We start from the raw sequence: 20,917 nt of genomic DNA, 5'->3' as shown, positions 1-20,917 counted from the left end.
GTAAATGACTTAATAAAGTAGGACAAGGTGGATGAAGCGAAGCACAAGCAATCAGGAAGTTAAAAAGTTGAATAGAAATCGAGTGTTTCGTTATGTGAATAGCAGGGAAGAAACCAGCATGCCGGAGATATCGGCGGCGCTTTCCATCAGCGGGCCTACTGTTCTTAAGATTGTGAATGAACTGAAGGAAGAGAAGCTGATACGGGAAGTAGGCGAATTTGAATCCACCGGCGGACGCAAGGCCAAGGCTATTGCGGCCGTGAGGGATGTCAAGTATGCAATCGGGCTTGATATTACGAAGAATCATGTAGGGATCGTTTACACGGACCTTTCAGGAAAGGCGCTCAAGCATGAGAGGGTGCGCAAGCCTTTTAAATACACGCAGACTTATCTTCATGAAGTTGCGGCAATCGTAAGAAGGTTTGTCGAGGAAAGCCGTATTCCCAAGAAACGGATTCTGGGAATGGGGATTTCCGTGCCTGCGATTATCGATGTGCAGCGGGATTATATCACGAACTCCCATGCGCTTGGAATCTATGATGTTCCCTGTGAAGAACTGACGGCATGCATGCCATACCCTTGCGAACTTCTAAATGATGCCAATGCGGCAGCCATTACGGAGAGCAACAGAAGCAGGACCTGCAGCAATCTGGTATACCTGTTCCTAAGCAACACGGTGGGCGGCGCGATCATATTTGGAAATGAGACGGGAATCGTGCGCACGGCGCAGGAGAAGGACCGGGGATCGGTCTATATGTATAAAGGCAACAACTGGAGAAGCGGCGAGTTTGGCCATATGGTCATCCATCCGGAAGGAAAGCGCTGCTACTGCGGAAAGATCGGATGCCTGGATGCATATTGCTCCGCTCTTAGGCTGGCAGATCAGACAGATGGGGATCTGGAGAGATTTTTCAGAGAGATGGAAGCAGGAAACCAGGATCTTAAGAAGATATGGAATGAATATCTGAAGGATCTTGCGATAGCAGTGGATAATCTGCGGATGTGCTTTGACTGCGAGATAGTTCTTGGTGGTTACGTGGGCAGCAGCATGGAGCCTTACATACAAGAGTTCAGGAATCTGGTGGCAGAAAAGGACATATTTGAGAACAGCGGAGATTATGTATACGTATGCCAATACCAGCAAGAGGCATCGGCACTCGGGGCGGCTATTTTCCAAATTGAAAAATTTATTGACACCATTTAAGGCTTTTAAATTTGGTCAGTAAGAGAGAATTATTGTACACACTTTGTTAAATAAATTATTAAAGTATAAAATAAAGATGGGAGGAAGATGTGTTATGGAAGGAACAATGAAGGTAGCAGTGATGGAAGGAATTGGAAAGATGGGCTATACTGAGAGGCCGATTCCTGTACCGAAGGACGATGAAGTTCTGGTGAAGCTGGAATATGTGGGAATCTGCGGAAGCGACATGCATTATTATGAAATGGGCAGAATCGGCGATTATGTGGTAGAGCCGCCGTTCGTGCTGGGACATGAGCCGGGAGGCACTGTCGTAGAAGCAGGCAGGAATGTTACGCATCTGAAGGTCGGCGACCGTGTAGCGCTGGAGCCGGGAAAGACTTGCGGCAAATGCAAATTCTGCCGTGAAGGAAAATATAATCTTTGTCCGGACGTAGTCTTCTTTGCTACACCGCCTGTAGACGGCGTGTTCCAGGAATATGTAGCCCATGAGGCGGATCTGTGCTTCAAACTTCCGGATAATGTAAGCACGCTGGAAGGCGCGCTGATCGAGCCCCTTGCGGTAGGATTCCACGCAGCGAAGCAGGGAGAGGCGAAGGCAGGACAGACGGCAGTCGTATTTGGCGCAGGATGCATCGGACTAGTATCCATGATGGCTCTTAAAGCATGCGGCGTTTCCCATGTATATGTAGTAGACGTAATGCAGAAGCGGCTGGATAAGGCGCTGGAACTTGGCGCTGACGGCGTGATCAACGGAAAAGAAGTGGACGTGCTAGCGAAGGCGAAGGAACTGACCGGCGGCGAGGGATTTGACCTTGCAATCGAGACGGCTGGAACAGAGATTACGACGAACCAGGCGATCCAGGTAGTGCGCAAGGGATCCAATATCGTTCTTGTGGGATATGGAAAGACCGGCATGATGAATATGATGATGAGCCTGGCGCTGGATAAAGAGATTACATTTAAGACAGTATTCCGCTACCGTCACATCTATCCAATGGCAATTGAGGCAGTTGCACAGGGAAAAGTAAATCTGAAGGGAATCGCTACCCATATCTTTCATTTTGATGACATCCAGACGGCTATGGACAGAAGTGTCAATGAAAAGGCTGAGATCGTCAAGGCTGTTGTAAAAATTGCCGAATAAAAGCGGAATTGACAAATAAATAACGTTATGCAAAACATACAAAATCACCAAAAAATAATTGTGTAATATTGCATATTGCACAAAGCATTCTTCTGGAATATAATTACAACAACAATATTTGTAAAAATATTTTACAAAATTGCTATTCAAAATTATTCAATGAAAACGGCTCGCAACCGGGAGGAGGACAAAATGGGAATTATTGAAAGTATGAGACTGGACGGAAAAGCAATTTATGTAACAGGTGCTGCAAGCGGAATCGGCAAGGCAGCGGCTACTGCATTCGCAGAGGCAGGCGCTGATGTCGCTATCGTAGACATCAACCTTGAAGGCGCCGAGAATGTTGCAAAGGAGATTGCAGAAGCAACAGGTTCCAAGACAATCGCGATCCAGTGCGACGTTACGAAGAAAGACCAAGTTGAGGCCATGGTTGCAAAAGTTGTTGATACATATGGAAAGTTGGATGCCTGCTACAACAATGCTGGTATTGCTGTAAACGCTCCGGCAGAAGAGATGACATTCGAGCAGTGGCAGAAGGTAATCGACATCAACCTTACAGGCGTATTCCTCTGCGCTACGGCAGCAGGCAGAGTGATGCTGAAGCAGGGATATGGCTCTATCATCAATACGGCATCCATGTCAGGCCACATTGTCAATGTACCTCAGCCACAGTGCGCATACAATGCATCAAAAGCCGGCGTAAGCCTTCTGACAAAGTCTTTGGCAGTCGAGTGGGCTAAGAGGGGCGTGCGTGTAAACTGCATCAGTCCAGGATATATTGGTACAGAACTTATCATGAATGCAGAACATCTGAAACCATTGATCGAGCAGTGGAATGCAATGGCTCCAATGGGAAGGCTTGGAAAACCGGAAGAATTACAGTCTATCTTAGTATATCTGGCTGGCGACACGAGCACATTTACAACAGGTTCCGATATTATCGTGGACGGAGCATTTACCTGCTTCTAGGAACCGCATTATTATAGATAGCTAATGCGAAAGCTATAAAATAAATTCTTTTTAAGGAGGAGAAGTATTATGAAGAAAAAAATCTTAAGTGCAATCCTTTGCGTGGCAATGATTGCAACGATGGCTGTTGGTTGTACAACCAAGGCGCCAACCTCAGGCGGAGACGACAAGAAGGATACTGAGAAGAAAGACAGTTACAAAGTTGGTATCTCTATCCAGTCTCTGAAAAACGATTACTGGGCAGGTGTAATGGGCAAACTTGAGGATCTTCTGAAGGAAAAGGGATGGGACTATACCTTACAGGATTGTACGAACAACTCCGCAACACAGATTAGCCAGGTAGAGAACTTCATCACATCAGGATGCGACCTGATCATGGTTCATCCATCTGATGCAGACGCACTTGAGACAGTGTGCCAGGAAGCTCTTGATGCAGGAATCAAGGTAATGTGCTGGGATGATCCAATGGAGAATACCACTGCAAACTGGATTCTTGACAACACTGCACTTGGTAATGAAATCGGAAAAACAGCTGCTGCATTCATCAACGAGCATTACACAGCAGACAAGCCGGCAGAAGTTTGCGTAATCGGCAAGCCGTCTACAAAGGTTCTGTTAGAGAGAGCAAATGGTATCAAAGAAGGTCTGGAAAAGAACTGCGACAAAGGAAACTACGAGATCGTAGCAGAGGTTGACGGACTGGAAGCAAACGAGGCACAGTCTAACGTTGAGACCGTTCTTCAGGCTCATCCTGACTGCTCTGTATTCGTAGGAGTTGGCGCAGGCGCTATGATCGGATCAAATGAAGCATTACTTCAGAAATTCGGCGGAGCTGGCAAGATTCCGGAAAATGTAGGCGTTATCACGACAGACGTTACTCCTCAGCAGTTAGAATCCCTTAAGGCTGGAGATGAGGCTGTAAGAGCTATTATCGGATTTGAAGGATCCAGTTTAGACACAGCTACAGCTTGTATGAAAATGTATGAGAGAATCTTAGATGGAGAAGATTTCTCAGGCGACAATCATAATGTTCAGAGACCTACGATGGAAATCAACCTGGACAACATTGACGACATCATGAAGGGAATGTAACATCAAAACAAAAATAGCGAGACGATGAGATAGAGGCGGATTGCTCCGCCTCTAAGTAATATCCGCTTGACTCAGGGGGAATGAATATGAGCGAAGAATATGTATTGCAGTTAGAGCATATAAGAAAAGAATACCCGGGTGTCGTGGCACTGAAAGATGTTACGTTGGAACTGAAGAAGGGTGAGATACTGGCACTTATTGGAGAAAATGGTGCTGGAAAATCTACATTGATCAAGTGTTGCTCGGGGGCAGTTATCCCGACTTCCGGTAAGATTATCGTGAATGGGAAAGAATTTACGAGCATGACACCACAGCTTGCGGCAGAAAATGGAATTGCGATTATTTATCAGGAATTTAATAACGTTAAGGAACTGTCAGCGGCGGAAAACCTCTTCCTGGGCAGGCCCATCAGAAAAGGTGTCGTAGTTGACAAGAAGGCGATGGAGAGGGAAGCTGCGAAGGCATTTGAACAACTTCAGATTAAAATCGACCCAAAAGCGTTGATGAAAAATCTGACAGTAGGTTATCAGCAGATGGTTGAGATTGCCAAAGCGATCCAGCAGGATGCTAAGATATTGATTATGGATGAGCCTTCTGCACCTCTTACGAGTGCGGAAGTTGAGAGTATGTTCCGGGTGGTAGAAAAACTGCGTAAAGAAGGAATTTCTATTGTCTACATATCTCATAGATTGGAAGAGATCTATCGCTTATCAGATAGAATTCTGGTTTTGCGTGATGGCGAGTATGTCAAGACTCTCATTACAAAAGACAGCGAGGTTCAGGAACTGATCAAACTAATGGTTGGGCGTGAACTTACAGAGACGTATCCTCCACGTGAAAACTGCGTTGATAACAACGAAGTGGTGCTGGAGTTAAAAAATGTTACTGGAAACGGAGACAATAATATAAGCCTGAAGATCCACAAAGGCGAGATCGTAGGCCTTGGAGGCCTGGTAGGAGCCGGGCGGACAGAACTGGCGCAAGTAATATTTGGGGCCGCTCAGAAAACGTCAGGTCAGATAGTATTTAAGGGTAAGGAAATTAATCCAAAGAGTCCAAGAGAAGCAATTGATCTTGGAATCGCGCTTGTTCCGGAAGACAGGAAGCGTCACGGCGCGATGCTTGGGATATCAATTAAAAATAATATTAATATGCCTATATATGAAAGGACTGCACGCCTCAGCGTTATTAATTCAAAACTGGAGATGGAGACAGCCCAGAAATATCAGAAGAGTATGGCAATCAAGACACCTACTCTGAACCAGCTTGTAAAGAACTTAAGCGGAGGCAATCAGCAGAAAGTTATTCTTGCAAGATGGCTGGCGGCGGATTCAGAACTGATCATCTTCGATGAGCCTACGAGAGGTATCGATGTCGGTGCGAAGTACGAGATATATAAGTTGATGAACGACTTGGTAGAAAAAGAAGGAAAGGCAATTCTGATGATTTCTTCCGAGATGGAAGAACTGATGGGTATGTCAGACAGAATTGTTGTGCTGTCGGAAGGCGTGATGACTGGCGAACTTAATAAAAGCGAGTTCAATCAGGAGACTATTATGGCATATGCGTCCGCAGCAAGAATGGAGGAGGGTTAAACCGTATGAAAGATAAAGTTGTATACCAATTAAAAGATAAAGCGATTTGGGTCGTACTTGCAGTTCTCGTTGTAGCATTTACAATTGCAAATCCAAGATTTGTTAATCCTAATAACTTATTTTCATTGCTCCGTCAGGTTTCTATGTTCGGTATTGCTTCCATCGGTATGACATTTGTTATCCTGCTTGGAGATATTGATCTGTCAATTGGCTCGATTATTACATTTGTAAATATTATTTGTGCTTATTTTATGGTACATATGGGAATGAATATGTGGCTTGCCATACTGATTACTCTTGTAGTATCAACTCTGATTGGTACATTGAATGGATTTATGGTATCTACAGTTGGCATTCCAGCCCTGATTGCTACCTTTGCTACCCAGACAGCGTTCCAAGGTTTGGCGTATCTCGTGAGCGGAGGACTTCCGGTAAATGGATTTACAGAGTCATTTAAGATATTTGGGCAGGGATATATCGGCATCGTTCCAGTTCCTGTAATTATTATGGTTATCTGCTTTGCATTAGGTTCCTTTATTCTGAATAAGACATATTTTGGACGCTACTTTTATGCAGTTGGCGGTAACGTAGAGGCGGCTAGATTATCCGGTATCCGTGTAGGAAGAATTAAATATCTGGTATTTTCTATATCAGGTTTCTTTGCAGGACTTGCAGGTATCGTTATGCTGTCACGTACAAATTCAGGAATGCCTAACGCAGGTCTGGGATATGAATTTGATGTTATCACTTGCGTAGTTCTTGGCGGCGTATCCGTAGCAGGTGGTTATGGAAAGATATCAGGCGTTGTGGCAGGTACATTTATTATCGGTGCTCTTCAGAACGGAATGGTACTTATGAATATTAACTCCTTTATACAGGATATTGTCATGGGTGTCGTACTTGCGCTTGCAGTTGGATTTGACTGTATCCAGAAGAGAAGACAGACGACTTAGTAACAGTTAAATAGTTTAAAAATCCCGGTAAATTTTTATTTGCTGGGATTTTTAAAAATCAGGGGATTTCACCAGAAGATTGGAGGCCAGCATGAAGACGATTAAAGCAGAAGCCAAGGCAATCTGGCATCTTGCGCCGCTTCCGGTACATGCCGATGAACTGCATGCGCTGATTATCCTGCCGGAATGTACCTATGCAAATGATTGCACAGTGTTTGACTTGAAAGATGACGAGAGGTTTGAGATTGTTCTTTAAGATGGTTAGTTTGTTGACAGGCAGTATAATAGAAAGTAAAATGATAGATATATTATAGAACAGCGAAGGTAGAGAACATTGAAGAAAAGTCAGTTAATATATCACTATATAAGGGAACAGGAGTCGGTATCCAAGCAAGACATCGTCATAGGATTGAGGCTCAGCCTGCCAACAATCACGCAGAATCTCCAGTATCTGGAGCAGATACGGCTAATCGATACATCCAAGAAGTTTCCAAGCACTGGGGAGCGGGGAAGGAACGCCACGGCATACACCTATCTGAAAGAGGCCAGAGCGGCTATCGGAGTGTATCTGACAGGGCATCATATTAACAGTGTCGCGGTAGATCTGTCCGGCGATGTGATACGGATGGTAAGAGAGCGGAGAGAATTTGATTTGGGAGATGACGGTTATCTGAGGAAGATTGGAGAGACTGTCGAGAAGGTAAAACAGGAAGCGGGCATCAGCGATGAGAACCTTCTGGGAGTGGGAATTGCGGTTCCTGGCCTCGTTTCTGAGGACGGGGAGGAGGCAATCTATGGCCGTACCTTGAATTTTACAGGCCGTACCCGGAAGGAGATTGCAAAGTATATTCCTTACAGGAACCGCTTATTTCACGATTCCAATGCTGCCGGGTATGCAGAAGTGTGGATATCCAAGGATATATGCAATGCATTCTACATCAGTCTCAGCAACAGCGTCGGCGGAGCAGCTATCGTGGATAAGAATATTTACGAAGGCAACCGGCAAAAAGGCGGAGAGATCGGACATATGACGGTGGTTCCTGAGGGCGGCGAATTATGCTACTGTGGAAGGCGGGGATGCTTTGATACGGTCTGCCGGTCAACGAATCTGGATCAGTATACGGACGGGAATCTGGAACAGTTTTTTGAACTGCTGGAAGCAGGGGATAAAGGTGCTGCCCAGTTGTGGGATCAGTATCTGGATGATCTGTCTCTTGGCATACACAACATACGCGTGCTGTTTGATTCTGTAATTATACTTGGCGGGTATGTTGGCGCATATATAGAGAACTATATGGATGAACTGTGCAGGAGAGTGGATGAAAGGGATGCTTTTGATGAGAAGGCTAAAGATTATCTGGTTCCCTGCAAGTATACAGTGGAGTCTGCGGCTGCGGGAGCGGCAATCTTTTATATTGATGAGTTTTTTAATACGATTTAGAGAGAACGGTTATGGAGGGTTAGAATATGAAAGCAGCAGTTTATCATGGAAAGCACGACCTAAGAGTAGAAGAAGTTCCGGAAAAAGAATTAAAAGACAATGAGGTCATGATTCAAGTGAAGTATTGTGGCGTATGTGGAACGGATATACATATTTTTAACGGGGATGGGGGATCCTCGGCTGTTACTCCTCCGCTGATTCCGGGCCATGAATTTTCCGGCGTTGTGGCGAAGGTTGGAAGCGGCGTTACCAAATTCAAAGTTGGCGACCGGGTAAGCGGCGACCCGAATGATATGTGCGCAGAGTGCTATTTCTGCAAGAATGCGAAGCAGCATTTCTGCACCAATAATATCGGAGTTGGAACTACGGTAGACGGAGGATTTGCAGAGTATGTGGTTATGAGAGAGAAACAGGTATACAAGTTCTCCGATAGCCTGAGTTTTATAGAGGCAGCGATGGCGGAGCCTATCTCCTGCTGCCTGCATGGGATTGACCTGTGCAACATCAAGTATGGGGATACCGTGCTGGTAATGGGAGGAGGCCCTATCGGAATGATCATGCTGCAGCTGGCTAAGAACGCCGGAGCATCAAAGGTGATCCTGTCCGAGCCGGTGGAAGAGAAGCGTGAGCTGGCATTAAAACTGGGCGCGACAAAGGTCATTAATCCGATGGAAGAGGATGTGAAGGCAGTCCTGGATGAGTACTGCGAGAACGTGGATGTAGTCATCGAGTGCGTTGGAAATATCCACACCCAGGAAGACGCCATCCAGTTCGCGGGAAAAGCGGCAACGGTAATGTTCTTCGGACTTGCCGCGCCGGGAGAGAGTTTCCCGATGAAGCCGGATGACATCTTCAAAAAGGAATTGACGGTAACGTCTTCCTATATCAATCCATATACATTTGAGAGGGCAATCTCAGTTCTGGAATCCAAGACCATTGATTTGGAAAGCCTGATCACCAACATTGTTCCACTGGATGACATTGTGGATGTATTTACAAAGCCGGAATACAGAAGAACCGGAAAGGTTATGATTCAGGTTTCATAAGAGAGCATAAAGGATGAAACGAAGGCAGGGGCTTCCCGGCCTTCGTATTTCTTAGATTATCGCAAATTATATTGACGGCAAATTGGTATTGATATATAATACCAATTAAAAGGAGGCGTACGGTTTATGAATTATTATTTAGGAATAGATATTGGGACTTCCAGTGTAAAATCGCTGCTTATGGATGCCAGGGGAAACATTGCCGGTACCTCGCAGATCGGATATGATATTATAAAAAGCAGCCTTAAGCATGCGGAACAGAACATGGAGGAACTTTGGGCGGCTGCAAGGAGGACGATCGCGGATATCGTAAAGAGGTATCCGGAAGAATCTGCGAAGATTCAGGGAATCAGTTACTCAGGGCAGATGCATGGGCTGGTCATGGTGGATAAGGATGGAAGACTGATCCGCAATGCCATCATATGGGCGGATCAGAGGTCGGCGGAAGAGATTGAGAAGATCTATCAGACTGTGGGGAAGGATGCGTACCGGAGCGTGGCCTTGAATTCTCTGAGCACGGGATTTTTGATCTCCTCGCTGATGTGGGTGAAGGAGCATGAGCCTGAGAATTATGAAAAAATCCATACGGTCATGTTTCCGAAGGATTATATCCGCTACCGGATGTGCGGGGAACTTGGGACGGATATGTCGGATGCATCCAGCGGAGCCATCTTTGATACCCGTAATCGGCAATGGGCCTGGGAATTAATCGAGAAGCTTGGAATCAGGAAAGAGATATTCTCTGAATGCCGGGAGTCTTCCGAGATTGCGGGGGAAGTGACAGAAGACTGCGCGGCCGACACCGGGCTAAGGGCCGGAATCAAGATTGCGTACGGGGGAGGAGATACGCTGATGCAGGGCGTAGGCAATGGCATCATTGCGCCGGGAACCCTGGCGGCCAATATCGGAACGGCCTGCCAGCTATCAGGGGGATTCCATGAGCCGGTATACGACAAAGAGTTCCGCACCAATACGTTCTGCCATGTGAAGAAGGATCTGTGGATGCTGATGGGTGCCCATCTTAGCGGCGGGGTTGCCATGAAGTGGCTGATGAATCAGATCCTGGATGTGGGCGCCTTCGATGAGATGACGGCGCTGGCGGCCACGGTTCCGGCTGGGAGTGAGGGTATGGTGTTCCTTCCGTATCTGAGCGGAGAGAGGACGCCATACAATGACCCGGACGCAAAGGGGATTTATTTCGGAATGACCTTGAAGCATACAAGGGCCCATATGATACGCAGCACGATGGAGGGTATTGTGTTTGGCCTTCGCTCTTCCATCGAGATATTTAAAGGACTTGGCATTGAGTATCACAAGATTATTGCCTCCGGAGGCGGCGCAAGAGGGCCGCTCTTTCTGCAGATGCAGGCGGATATCTTCGACTGTGACATATATACCAACCAGGGAAGCGAGCAGGCGGGGATCGGCGCTGCCATCACGGCTGCGGTAGCGTGCGGAGAATATAAAGACTATGAAGAGGCCTGCGCGAAACTGGTACATATGAAGGACGAGGCAGTATCCCCCATCCGCGAGAACCAGAAGTATTACGAAGAGCAATTCGCGGTATATCGGGAACTGTACCGCCACAATCAGGATTTGTTCCATTTGAAAGGGTAGAAGATGAAGATATTCCAGAAAGGTTTTAATTATTCTCAGGACGGAGATGGGAATCGCCTGGTCTACCATCTCCAAGGCTGTAACATGAATTGCCCGTGGTGCTCGAATCCAGAGGGCATGAAGATGGAGGGCGTGATCGTGGCGGACGAAGAGTGGCTTCTTCCATCCATCTGCCCCCATCACGCAATCCGCGAGCACAAGGTAGACAGGGCCATTTGCGATAGCTGCGAAGGAAAAGAATGCATCCGGCAGCACGATACCAAAGGAATGTACCTGTCGTATAAAGAGGAGACGGTAGAAGAGGTCATTGGGGAAGCATGCGCAAATGAGATGATGTTCTATGACGGGGGCGGCGTCACCTTTACGGGAGGCGAGGCCACCGTGCAATTTCAAGAACTGACAGACGCCTTGAAGGGATTGAAGGAAAAGGACATCCATACCGCGATTGAGACGAATGGCACACACCCGAGGCTTCCGGAACTATTTCCCTATATAGGCCAGTTGATTATGGACTGCAAGCATTGTGATGCCTCCAAGCATCAAAGATATACCGGCATATCAAACGAGAGGATCATGGAGAATATCCGCCGGGCAGCAAAAGAGCATCCAGGACTCCATGTCCGGGTTCCGCTGATCGGAGGTTTCAATGACAGCGAGTTGGAACGGGAGCAGTTTCTTGATTTCTTCCGGGAGATTAAAGGAGATAACGTGACTTTTGAAGTCCTGTCCTATCACGAATTTGGCAAAAAGAAATGGCATCAGTGCGGATGGGAATATAAGATGACGGACGAAGCCCATGTGGATGAAGCGTCGGTCAGGAGATTCCGGAAGGCAATGGAAGAGTCGGGCGTCCGCTACAGAAGGACTTAAGGGAAAGGAAGAGTGATATGAGAATCGAAGAAGTATTAAACGCGCAGGAGATTACGCAGCTGGCAAAAGAGAGATTCCAGGAAGAAAGAGCAACGGATCATCTGGAAGGCTGGTTCTTGGCTAAGGAGATCATGCGGGAATGCGACGAGCAGTTCAAGGATGAGAAAGACTGCATACGCATTTCCAAAACGCTGGTGGAAGTGGCGAAGAAGATTCCGCTGTGGATTGGCGACTATCACGTATTTGCCGGAACGCAGGACGACGCATTTGCAAGATCATATGCACTGATCAACCCTGCGTTTTCTGTAGACTCCTTTACGGGATACTGCGATCCGGTTGCCGTGTTCGGAGACATTGACCCGATGGGGGACATCACCCAGGAACGGATTGATGACCTGAAGGAATATAATATGAACACGGATTTTGCAAAAGCGCTGTGCAAAGCATATGACATTGCGGGGGAGAATACCAGCGAGGCCATATTCTTTATCGAACAGGTAACCGGCCATCTGATCCCGGACATGCGGCCGGTGCTTAAGATCGGCGTAGACGGGCTGAAAGAGCAGATCAGGCGCCATAAGGCTGCAGAGGCAGATGCGGATAAGAAGGATTACTATGACGCTATGGATATAGCCCTGGATGCAGTGCTGGTGATTGCGGGCAGATATGAAGAACTGGCAAGGGAGAAGGCAGCCAAGTCTGAAGGAGCAGTAAAAGAGCGGTTCGAAGTTATGGCGGACGCCTTGGGGAAGGTTCCAAGACAAGGCGCTTCAAACTTGTATGAGGCCATCCAGTCATTCATTTTGATGTGGCAGGTAATGTGCCTGGAACAGACCCCTAATCCATATGCATTTTCCGTGGGAAACGCGGACCGCATCTTCGAACCATACCGTCAGGCGGAAGATACCGGGCGGGATATGACAGCCGCGCTTTTGAAGCATCTGCTGGTGTTCTACAATGTAGCTGACAGAAGCTGGGCGATCTCCCAGGATCTGATCATCGGCGGAAAATCCAACACAGGAGAGGATATGACCAACCCCACCTCCTATGCGCTTCTGGATGCTTATTATGATATGAACCTGCCACAGCCGATCCTGTCTGTGAAGCTTCATAAGGATACTCCGGATGAACTGTACGAGAGTCTGGGAAGATTCCTCTTCACGCCGGGATGCCTTACCCCCTCCTTCTTTAATGATGACTCCGTGTTCGAGATCCTGAAGGAGAAGAATCATGTGGAGCCGGAGGATCTAGAGGACTATTCTGTGGCAGGCTGCCAGGAGCCTCTGATCATGGGGAAGGACAACGGCAATACGACCAACAGCTGGCTGAATATGGCGAAGGTTCTGGAACTGTCTTTGAATGGCGGAGTTTCTACGATCTCCGGCAGGAAGTTCGGCAAAAGCAACGAGGAAAACGGATATAAGGAGGAAGTGGATGTGCTTAAGAATATCCGCTCCACCTTCTATCAGAATCTGGAAGAATATGTAGATCAGATGGTGGAGTGCGCTAATGCCGCGTCAGAAGCCATCTCCCTCCTTCAGGTTCCGTTCCTGTCTGCGCTTATGGGAGGCATCGAGACGGGAATTGACACAAGGGATACCAGGAACCAGGGGACAAAATACAATGGAAGCGGCTGCCTGATTCACGGGCTGTCCGTAGTGGCGGACTCCTTTGCGGCGATCGACAGGCTGCTTGAGGAACGGCCAAAAGACGCAGGCCGGATGCTTGAGGCCCTCCGGGATAATTTCGAGCATGACCAGCAGATGCGCCAGTATCTGATGAAAGCCGAGAAATATGGCAACAATACCGCGAACGTGGATGACGAAGCAGCTGAAATCGCAGCAAGAGTCAGCGATATGGTGTCTTCCAAGAAGAACTACCTTGGCAATCCATTCCGGGCAGACTGGGCATCCCCATCCACCCATCTTCTGTATGGCTATTGGGTAGGGGCCACGCCGGATGGAAGAATGGCAAGGGAGCAGCTGGGATACGGAATCGATCCGCTGTATGGAGAGGCGCACTCTGGACTGGGCTTTCGGATCATGTCCAACATGAAGCTTCCGTTTGAGAAGATGAATGGCGGCTGCGCGTCCCATCTGGGAATCAATCCCAATTATTTTAAGACGTCTTCCTACGAAGAGAAGGGATTGGAGTTTAAGAATAAGATTATCGGACCGCTATTCTATAATCCGAAGAAGGAGGGAATCTCCCCGTTCTATCTGTATGTCAATGTGACGACGCCGGAGATGCTTCGCAAGGTGCTGGCTGATCCGAAGAAATACGCGCCCAGCGGAGTGTATATTATGAGGATTCACGGCACGTTCGTCAACTTCCTGGACCTGTCGCCGGATATCCAGGAAGACATCATTAAGCGGCTGGATATGGAATCTACCAGCATGTAAGGCGCAGAAGACGGGATAAGAGACGGAGCATGGCATGGGAAATGAAAACTTGTATGAGATTGTAAAAAACAGGATATGTGACGAGATCTTTAAAGGGCATTACAGCGACGCAGATAAACTGCCTCCGGAGAGGGAATTGGAAGAGATGCTGGAAGTCAGCCGCGTGACGGTGCGCAAATCTTTGGAAATATTGGAGGATGACGGACTGATCGTGCGGCAGGTGGGACGAGGGACCACGGTTACCCTGCGCAATCGCGGAAATAAGAGCAAATTGGATATGATCGTTTTGATCGCGCCTGCCAGGAACCCATTTTTTGCCGAGTTCATCGCCCGCTTCCAGAATTATGCAGAGACACAGGATGCGCTCCTTTTGTATGTGGAGAAGCCGCGTCTGGAAGAACTGGAAAACTGTCTCTATCGGCTGTACAAACGGGGGCTGCGCAATGCGGTCGTCTGGCTGGAGGACCTTCCGGTGGATGTGGAGAAGTTAAGGCGGCTTCGGGCCCTTGGCATGAATATGGTATTCTTTGACTCGGATAAGGCGATTCCTTACGCAGACTGCGTGACCCTTGACAATGCCCTGGCAATCCGGGCCTTATATGGGGAACTGAAGAGGCGGGGATATGAACGGATCGGATATATAGGATGGGATCTTGAGAATGCCTACAGTATCAATGCCCGTGAAGAAGCCTATCTTGAGAATGGGGGAGATGGGGAGATGTTACTTAAGATTCCCTGGAAGGACACCCAGAAGGGTAGAAAGATGGTAGAAGAACTGCTGAAGCGGCATGGACAGGATAAGAACGCAGCCGTGATCTGCAGCGACAGGGACTGCGGCGAGATTGCCTGCAAGGCGGCAGAGAACATGGATGCGGATATCATGATCGCGACGGTGGATGAGATTGCGGGAAATACCGGCAGAGACTTGCTGATGTATAAGCAGAACTTAAGCGGCACGGTAGAGCAGATATTTTCCTGCCTTAAGAGCCAGTGCACGCAGGAGGAGAAGTGGAACGCAAAGGTATACCAGATAGAAGGAATCCTGCTGCAGCATCTTTTATAATTCGGATATGGTCTTCTCTGCGAAGACTGACTTCCAATCGGAATCGAATGTGTCTACAGCATTGGTGATATAAGGCTGGGTGAGGACATCCTTGAGGATGGCTGGATCCATGGTAGCCGTGTGCGCCCCCGCAAGGAAAGCGCGGTCAATCTGCCCGGCATTCTTGAAACTTGCGGCAAGAATCTGGGTGTCATAATGATACAGGTCGATCATATCGGCAAGGGATGCGATGACATCGTCGGAATCCAGCCCCATATTCTCCATGCGGTTAAAATAAGGCGCGATATAGTCCGCTCCGGCCTCCATGGCCAGGAACCCTTGCTGCTTGCCATAGATCGCGGTACCCGTTACGTGGATGCCTCTGGACTTCATCTGCTTGATAGCCTTGATGCCTTCCATTGTAACAGGAACTTTGACGTATACCTCGGGGTCGATTTTGGTAAGCAGGGTGTCAGCGTCTCCCAGCATTCCTTCTGTATCCGGCGCGGTCACTTGGATGTGAAGCGGCCTGTCAATTCCGATGATGGAACGGATCTCTTTCATATGGGCAAAAAAGTCTATCTTTCCTTCCTTCTTTACGATGGAAGGGTTGGATGTTACGCCCGCTATTGGGAAGACATCGCAGTAGTATCTGATGTCCTGAAGATTGGCTGTATCTAAAAAATATTTCATAAGAACCTCCTTGTGAATAAATAAAATCTATTTTACTGCGCCATCAGGCGATGGTTACGATAATTCCCTGCTTGGTCAGATAGTCCTTTTCTTCCGCCGGGATGCCGTCGTCGGTAATGACTTCGTGCACATCCTTCAGGGCGACGAAGGAGACGGAGCCGGGGCGGGTGAATTTCTCCGAGCCGGCAAGCACATAAGTGTGGTCGGCGCAATCCGTCATGGCGTTCAGGGTATCGGAGCGGGACAGATCGTCCCCGGTAAATCCAAAAGTGCGGGAATAGCCATCTGTTCCGGTAAAGATCTTGTCAACATGGAAGGCCTTGACCGCTTCTTTGGTCAGCGGCCCTATCAGGGACTGGCCGTAAGGCTGGAGCATACCTCCAAGCAGGATGATCTGGATATTGGTATGATCCTTGACATAGCTGGCCAGGTACATGGAGTTCGTGATAATGGTGATATTCTGCCGGATCTTCGCCAACTCGTATGCGAACAAGGTGCAGGTGGACCCGGATTCGATGATCAGCGTCTCGCCGTCTTGAACGTAAGTAGCGGCTTTGCGGGCGATTCGCTGCTTGGTCTCATAGTGCAGGGACATCCTGTAATAGATGTCGCTGGGGTCATTGGGCACGGCATAGCCGCGCTCCCGCTTCAGAAGCCCGCGCTCAGACAGATAATCCAGATCCTTGCGCACGGTTACTTTCGAAGTCTGGAGAAACTCGGCAAGCGTATTGACTTCTGTTTTCCCGTTCCGCATTACATAGTCTAGAAGGGCTGCGTGCCGTTCTTTCATAGCCATTCCTCCTAACCGTTTTAAGTATCGTGGAATTGATTCATCTGTATACTATCATATAAGTTGTGCTATGTCAAGTGAATTAGTTTCGTACGAAAGATTTATGCTTTCTTAAGTTTACAAAATGAATGCTGTATGGTATAATCGGATGTAGTTACGGAAGACGTGAAAGAAAGGTTGAGAAGACGTGGAGAAATATCTGATAGCCCATGATTTGGGCACTTCAAGCAATAAGGCATCTTTGTTTTCGACGACAGGAGAATTGGTAAAGAGTTACACGGTGCCGTATGAGGTGCATTTCTTTCAAAAGAACTGCGCGCAGCAGAATCCGGAAGACTGGTGGGAGGCGGTCTGCACGGCAACCAGGAAGATTATTGAGGACATCTCTCCGGAAAATGTGCTGGGTATTTCCTTTTCCTCCCAGATGCAGGCATGCATTGCGGTGAATGAAAACGGGGAAGCGCTGCGTCCGGCTATGATCTGGGCGGATCAAAGGGCGGAGGAACAAATGGAGCAGCTGGTAGAACGAGTGGGATTCGACCGGATGTATGAGTTGAACGGCCACCGTCCCAGCGCCAGCTATAGCATTGAGAAACTGATGTGGATCAGGGACAATGAACCGGATATATATGGAAAGACCTATAAGATGATGCTGGCAAAGGACTACATCATCTGCCGCCTGACCGGGAGATTTGTGACGGATTATTCGGAAGCGTCCGGGACGGACGCATTTGACTTAAAGAGACTTAAATGGTCCGGGGAAATACTGGACGCGGCAGGCATAAGCCCCGAAAAAATGCCCGAACTGCACGCATCCACAGATGTGATCGGGACCTTGCTTCCTGACGCGGCGAAAGCCTTGGGGCTTACGGAAGAGACGGCGGTGGTATGCGGCGGCGGAGACGGCCCGTGTTCCGCCCTGGGCGCCGGAAGCATTGAGGAGGGCCAGATGTTTTTGTCTTATGGCACTTCCGCGTGGATTGCGGGGACATCGGACGAGGTGTTCCTGGATAAGGAGAAGACGCTGATCTGCTTCGGCCATGTCATCCCGGGGAAATATATGCCCTGCGGAACCATGCAGGCGGCAGGCAGTTCCTATTCCTACATAAAAAAGGCGCTTTGCCAGGATGAAGAAGAACTTGCGAGGCAGGAAGGGACTTCTGTGTACGAGAAGATGGACAGGCTCGTGAGGAAGTCTCCGGCAGGAGCCAAAGGACTGATATTCCTTCCCTATATGCTGGGGGAAAGGAGTCCGAGATGGAATCCGGAGACTTCGGGAAGCTTCCTCGGAATTCGCATGGAGCATGAAAAATGTGATTATGTCCGGGCGGTGCTGGAAGGCGTTGCAATGAATCTGGATGTTATCCTGAGCGCCCAGAGGGAGAAAAGAGAGATTACGGAACTGGTGCTGACCGGAGGCGGAGCCAGAGGAGACGCATCAGCCCAGATCCTGTCGGATGTGCTGGGGGTCCGGCTTCACCGGCTGGATCATGTGGAGACCGCCACATCCATCGCGGCGGCGGTTATCGCAGGCGTGGGAGTGGGCGTGTTCAAAGACTTTTCGGTCATACACCAGTTTGTTAAGAAGGAAGACGACTTCTGCCCGGACGGGGGAAACAGCCAGGTATATAAAAGACAGAAGAAGCTGTTCGAGCAAGGATACCGGTGTCTGAAAGAGTACTATAGGCTGGATAGCAGCCTGTAATAGAAGCAAGCAATGAAAAGTAGGAGGAAATAAAATGAACAGAATAGGAATATTTATGAATTTCTGGGTTAAGAACTGGGATGCAGATCATGTCAAGTATATTAAAAAGGTATCCGGCCTTGGATTTGATATTCTGGAATTCCAGGCCCAGGCGCTTCTGGAGATGGATAAGAGCAGGATGGATGAGGTCAGGCAGGCGGCAAAGGACAATGGAATCGAACTGACCTACAGCCTTGGGCTGAATCCTAAGTACGATGTCGCAAGCCCGGATGCAAAAGTCAGGGAAGGCGGAATCGAATATCTGAAGCGGATCGTGGAGCGGATTGGATACATGGAAGGAAAACTGCTTTCCGGAGTCAACTATGCCGGCTGGGGAAGCCCGGACTATATCGTGGATGACAAAAGCGAGATCGTGGAGCACAGCATCGAAAGCGTCCGCCAGGTCATTAAGACGGCAGAAGATTATGACGTGACTTACTGCGTGGAGGTCGTGAACCGGTTTGAGGGCATCGTGATGAATACGGCAAAGGAAGCCATCGAGTACGTGAAGCAGATTGACAGTGATAAGATCGGAATCCTGCTGGATACCTATCATATGAACATCGAGGAAGGCTCTATAGGAGACGCCATCCGATCTGTAGGCGGATATCTGAAGAACTTCCACACTGGAGAGAACAACCGGGTCGTTCCGGGGAAGGGGCACCTCGACTGGGATGAAATATTTGGAGCGCTCCATGATATCGATTATCAGGGAAGGATCGTGTCAGAGCCGTTCGTCCAGATGGGCGGGGAAGTCGCAAGAGACATCAAGGTATGGAGAGATCTGGTGGAAGATCCTTCAGAAGAAGTGCTGGATGAGGAGGCGCGCTTCCTTCTGAATTTTGAAAAGGATATGATCCGGAAGCACTATGGCATAGCGTAACCAGTCAACCAGTCAGAGATAACAGGAGAAGAATATGTCAGCATATTATTTAGCAGTGGATATCGGAGCTTCCAGCGGACGTCATATCTTAGGAAGCGTAGAGAATGGAAAGATCGTACTGGAAGAGATCTATCGGTTTGAAAATGGAATGACCAAAAAGGACGGCCGCCTTTGCTGGGATTATAAAGGGCTGTTCGAAAACATTAAAAATGGAATAAAGAAGTGTAAAGAGATCGGGAAGATCCCGTCGAGCATGGGAATCGACACCTGGGGCGTGGACTATGTCCTGCTGGATGAGAATGACCAGGTGATCGGGGACATGGTAGGCTACAGGGACAGCCGGACGGATGGCATGGATGAGGAAGTATACCGCAGGCTCCCGGAAATGGAATTGTATGAGCGGACGGGAATCGAGAAGATGATGTTCAATACCATCTTTCAGCTGATGGCGGTAAAGAAGCAGCAGCCGGAAGATATGGAGAAGGCGAAAGCCCTTCTGTTCGTTCCGGATTATTTCCACTTTCTTCTGACCGGTAAGAAGGTGAACGAGTATACGGAAGCCACCACGTCCCAGCTGGTCAATGCGGCGAGCCAGACCTGGGATATGGAGTTGATCGACCGTCTGGGATTCAATAAAGAGATGTTCCAGAGAATCGCTATGCCCGGAGAGAGTCTGGGGAGCCTGAGAGAGGAACTGGTCGAGGAGTTTGGATTCAATATGGATGTGGTGCTGCCATGCACCCATGATACAGGGTCTGCAATTCTTGCGGTTCCGGCCAATGATGACGACTATGTATTCATCAGTTCCGGCACATGGTCCCTGCTGGGAGTGGAGCGGGATACGCCGGACTGTTCGGAATTAAGTCGAATCAACAGTTTCACCAATGAAGGCGGGTATGGTTCCAAGATCTGCTATCTGCGTAATATCATGGGATTGTGGATGATCCAGTCGGTAAGGCACAATCTGGATGACAAGTACAGCTTTGCCGAGATCTGTGCCCAGGCGGCCAGGGAAAGCGACTTTCCATCCCGCGTGGATGTGACGGATAACTGCTTCATGGCGCCGGAGAATATGATAGAGGAGATCAAGGATTATTGCAGAAGGACTGGGCAGAAGGTCCCGGAGACGCTGGGAGAGATTGCAACCTGCGTATACGCAAGCCTGGCGGAATGCTATGACCGGACCATCAAGGGGATTGAGAAATCCACCGGAAGGACCTACAGCAGAATCCACATCGTAGGAGGCGGAGGCAATGCCGAATACCTCAACGAGCTGACGGCCAGGGCCACGAAGAAGGAAGTCCATGTAGGACCGACGGAAGGCACGGCCATCGGCAATCTGGCTGCGCAGATGATACACAGCGGCGAGTTTAAAAGCAAGGAAGAAGCAAGGCAGATGATATACGATTCATTTGACATTAAGGTATATTAA

At 48.6% G+C, this 20,917-nt stretch carries 18 protein-coding genes; 16 read left to right on the top strand and 2 right to left on the bottom strand.

The window, feature by feature from the left end; all coding sequences use genetic code 11:
* The first annotated feature begins 67 nt into the window (after positions 1-67).
* From HDCHBGLK_RS03445 to HDCHBGLK_RS03390, 13 genes are all read left to right on the top strand, one after another.
* Positions 68-1,204 carry an ROK family transcriptional regulator gene (locus HDCHBGLK_RS03445; protein WP_233440731.1) on the top strand — a complete coding sequence of 379 codons (1,137 nt, stop codon included), beginning with the start codon at positions 68-70 and terminating at the stop codon, positions 1,202-1,204.
* A 94-nt stretch (positions 1,205-1,298) separates the two neighbouring features.
* Positions 1,299-2,348 carry an NAD(P)-dependent alcohol dehydrogenase gene (locus HDCHBGLK_RS03440; RefSeq protein ID WP_004607485.1) on the top strand — a complete coding sequence of 350 codons (1,050 nt, stop codon included), beginning with the start codon at positions 1,299-1,301 and terminating at the stop codon, positions 2,346-2,348.
* Between the two features lie 192 nt (positions 2,349-2,540).
* Entirely contained in the window at positions 2,541-3,317 is a 777-nt protein-coding gene (locus HDCHBGLK_RS03435) for an SDR family oxidoreductase (protein ID WP_039909789.1), read from the top strand.
* A gap of 69 nt (positions 3,318-3,386) precedes the next feature.
* On the top strand, positions 3,387-4,409 hold the full coding sequence (locus tag HDCHBGLK_RS03430) for a sugar ABC transporter substrate-binding protein (protein WP_004607487.1): 1,023 nt from the start codon (positions 3,387-3,389) through the stop codon (positions 4,407-4,409).
* 86 nt (positions 4,410-4,495) lie between these two features.
* Entirely contained in the window at positions 4,496-6,004 is a 1,509-nt protein-coding gene (locus HDCHBGLK_RS03425; protein ID WP_009248260.1) for a sugar ABC transporter ATP-binding protein, read from the top strand.
* Between the two features lie 5 nt (positions 6,005-6,009).
* Positions 6,010-6,957, top strand: a complete 948-nt coding sequence (locus HDCHBGLK_RS03420) for an ABC transporter permease (protein WP_004607489.1) — start codon at positions 6,010-6,012, stop codon at positions 6,955-6,957.
* 91 nt (positions 6,958-7,048) lie between these two features.
* Positions 7,049-7,213 carry a hypothetical protein gene (locus HDCHBGLK_RS18885; protein ID WP_004607490.1) on the top strand — a complete coding sequence of 55 codons (165 nt, stop codon included), beginning with the start codon at positions 7,049-7,051 and terminating at the stop codon, positions 7,211-7,213.
* A gap of 78 nt (positions 7,214-7,291) precedes the next feature.
* Complete coding sequence (locus HDCHBGLK_RS03415) at positions 7,292-8,398, top strand: ROK family protein (RefSeq protein WP_004607491.1); 1,107 nt, start codon at positions 7,292-7,294, stop codon at positions 8,396-8,398.
* Between the two features lie 26 nt (positions 8,399-8,424).
* A complete protein-coding gene (locus HDCHBGLK_RS03410; protein WP_004607492.1) occupies positions 8,425-9,444 on the top strand; it encodes a zinc-dependent alcohol dehydrogenase family protein in 1,020 nt (339 codons plus the stop codon).
* 126 nt (positions 9,445-9,570) lie between these two features.
* Positions 9,571-11,061 carry a xylulokinase gene (gene xylB, locus HDCHBGLK_RS03405; protein ID WP_004607493.1) on the top strand — a complete coding sequence of 497 codons (1,491 nt, stop codon included), beginning with the start codon at positions 9,571-9,573 and terminating at the stop codon, positions 11,059-11,061.
* A 3-nt stretch (positions 11,062-11,064) separates the two neighbouring features.
* Positions 11,065-11,931 (top strand): glycyl-radical enzyme activating protein, encoded by an 867-nt coding sequence (locus HDCHBGLK_RS03400; RefSeq protein WP_004607494.1) that lies wholly within the window; start codon positions 11,065-11,067, stop codon positions 11,929-11,931.
* A 17-nt stretch (positions 11,932-11,948) separates the two neighbouring features.
* On the top strand, positions 11,949-14,333 hold the full coding sequence (locus tag HDCHBGLK_RS03395; RefSeq protein ID WP_004607495.1) for a pyruvate formate lyase family protein: 2,385 nt from the start codon (positions 11,949-11,951) through the stop codon (positions 14,331-14,333).
* Positions 14,334-14,367: 34 nt separating this feature from the next.
* A complete protein-coding gene (locus HDCHBGLK_RS03390) occupies positions 14,368-15,396 on the top strand; it encodes a GntR family transcriptional regulator (RefSeq protein WP_004607496.1) in 1,029 nt (342 codons plus the stop codon).
* On the opposite strand, the gene HDCHBGLK_RS03385 is transcribed toward HDCHBGLK_RS03390, so the two are convergent.
* Both HDCHBGLK_RS03385 and HDCHBGLK_RS03380 read right to left on the bottom strand, forming a co-directional pair.
* A complete protein-coding gene (locus tag HDCHBGLK_RS03385; protein ID WP_004607497.1) occupies positions 15,391-16,068 on the bottom strand; it encodes a fructose-6-phosphate aldolase in 678 nt (225 codons plus the stop codon). The two genes, HDCHBGLK_RS03390 and HDCHBGLK_RS03385, sit on opposite strands and share 6 nt — an antisense overlap.
* 43 nt (positions 16,069-16,111) lie before the next feature.
* Positions 16,112-16,858, bottom strand: a complete 747-nt coding sequence (locus tag HDCHBGLK_RS03380; RefSeq protein WP_009248256.1) for a DeoR/GlpR family DNA-binding transcription regulator — start codon at positions 16,856-16,858, stop codon at positions 16,112-16,114.
* Positions 16,859-17,045: 187 nt separating this feature from the next.
* On the opposite strand from HDCHBGLK_RS03380, the gene xylB (HDCHBGLK_RS03375) reads away from it, so the two are divergent.
* The 3 genes from xylB (HDCHBGLK_RS03375) to rhaB are packed head-to-tail and all read left to right on the top strand — an operon-like array spanning position 17,046 to position 20,917.
* Positions 17,046-18,563: a xylulokinase gene (gene xylB / locus HDCHBGLK_RS03375; protein WP_004607499.1), complete on the top strand. Its 1,518-nt coding sequence runs from the start codon at positions 17,046-17,048 to the stop codon at positions 18,561-18,563.
* A 34-nt stretch (positions 18,564-18,597) separates the two neighbouring features.
* Positions 18,598-19,485, top strand: a complete 888-nt coding sequence (locus HDCHBGLK_RS03370; protein ID WP_004607500.1) for a D-psicose 3-epimerase — start codon at positions 18,598-18,600, stop codon at positions 19,483-19,485.
* 34 nt (positions 19,486-19,519) lie between these two features.
* The gene (rhaB, locus tag HDCHBGLK_RS03365; RefSeq protein WP_004607501.1) at positions 19,520-20,917 is read left to right on the top strand and encodes a rhamnulokinase; all 1,398 of its coding nucleotides are present in this window, start codon (positions 19,520-19,522) and stop codon (positions 20,915-20,917) included.

It is taken from the genome of [Clostridium] scindens ATCC 35704 (assembly GCF_004295125.1).
Classification (GTDB): domain Bacteria; phylum Bacillota; class Clostridia; order Lachnospirales; family Lachnospiraceae; genus Clostridium_AP; species Clostridium_AP scindens.
Note: the sequence above shows the minus strand (reverse complement) of the source record. Positions and strands in the feature narration are given on the sequence as shown.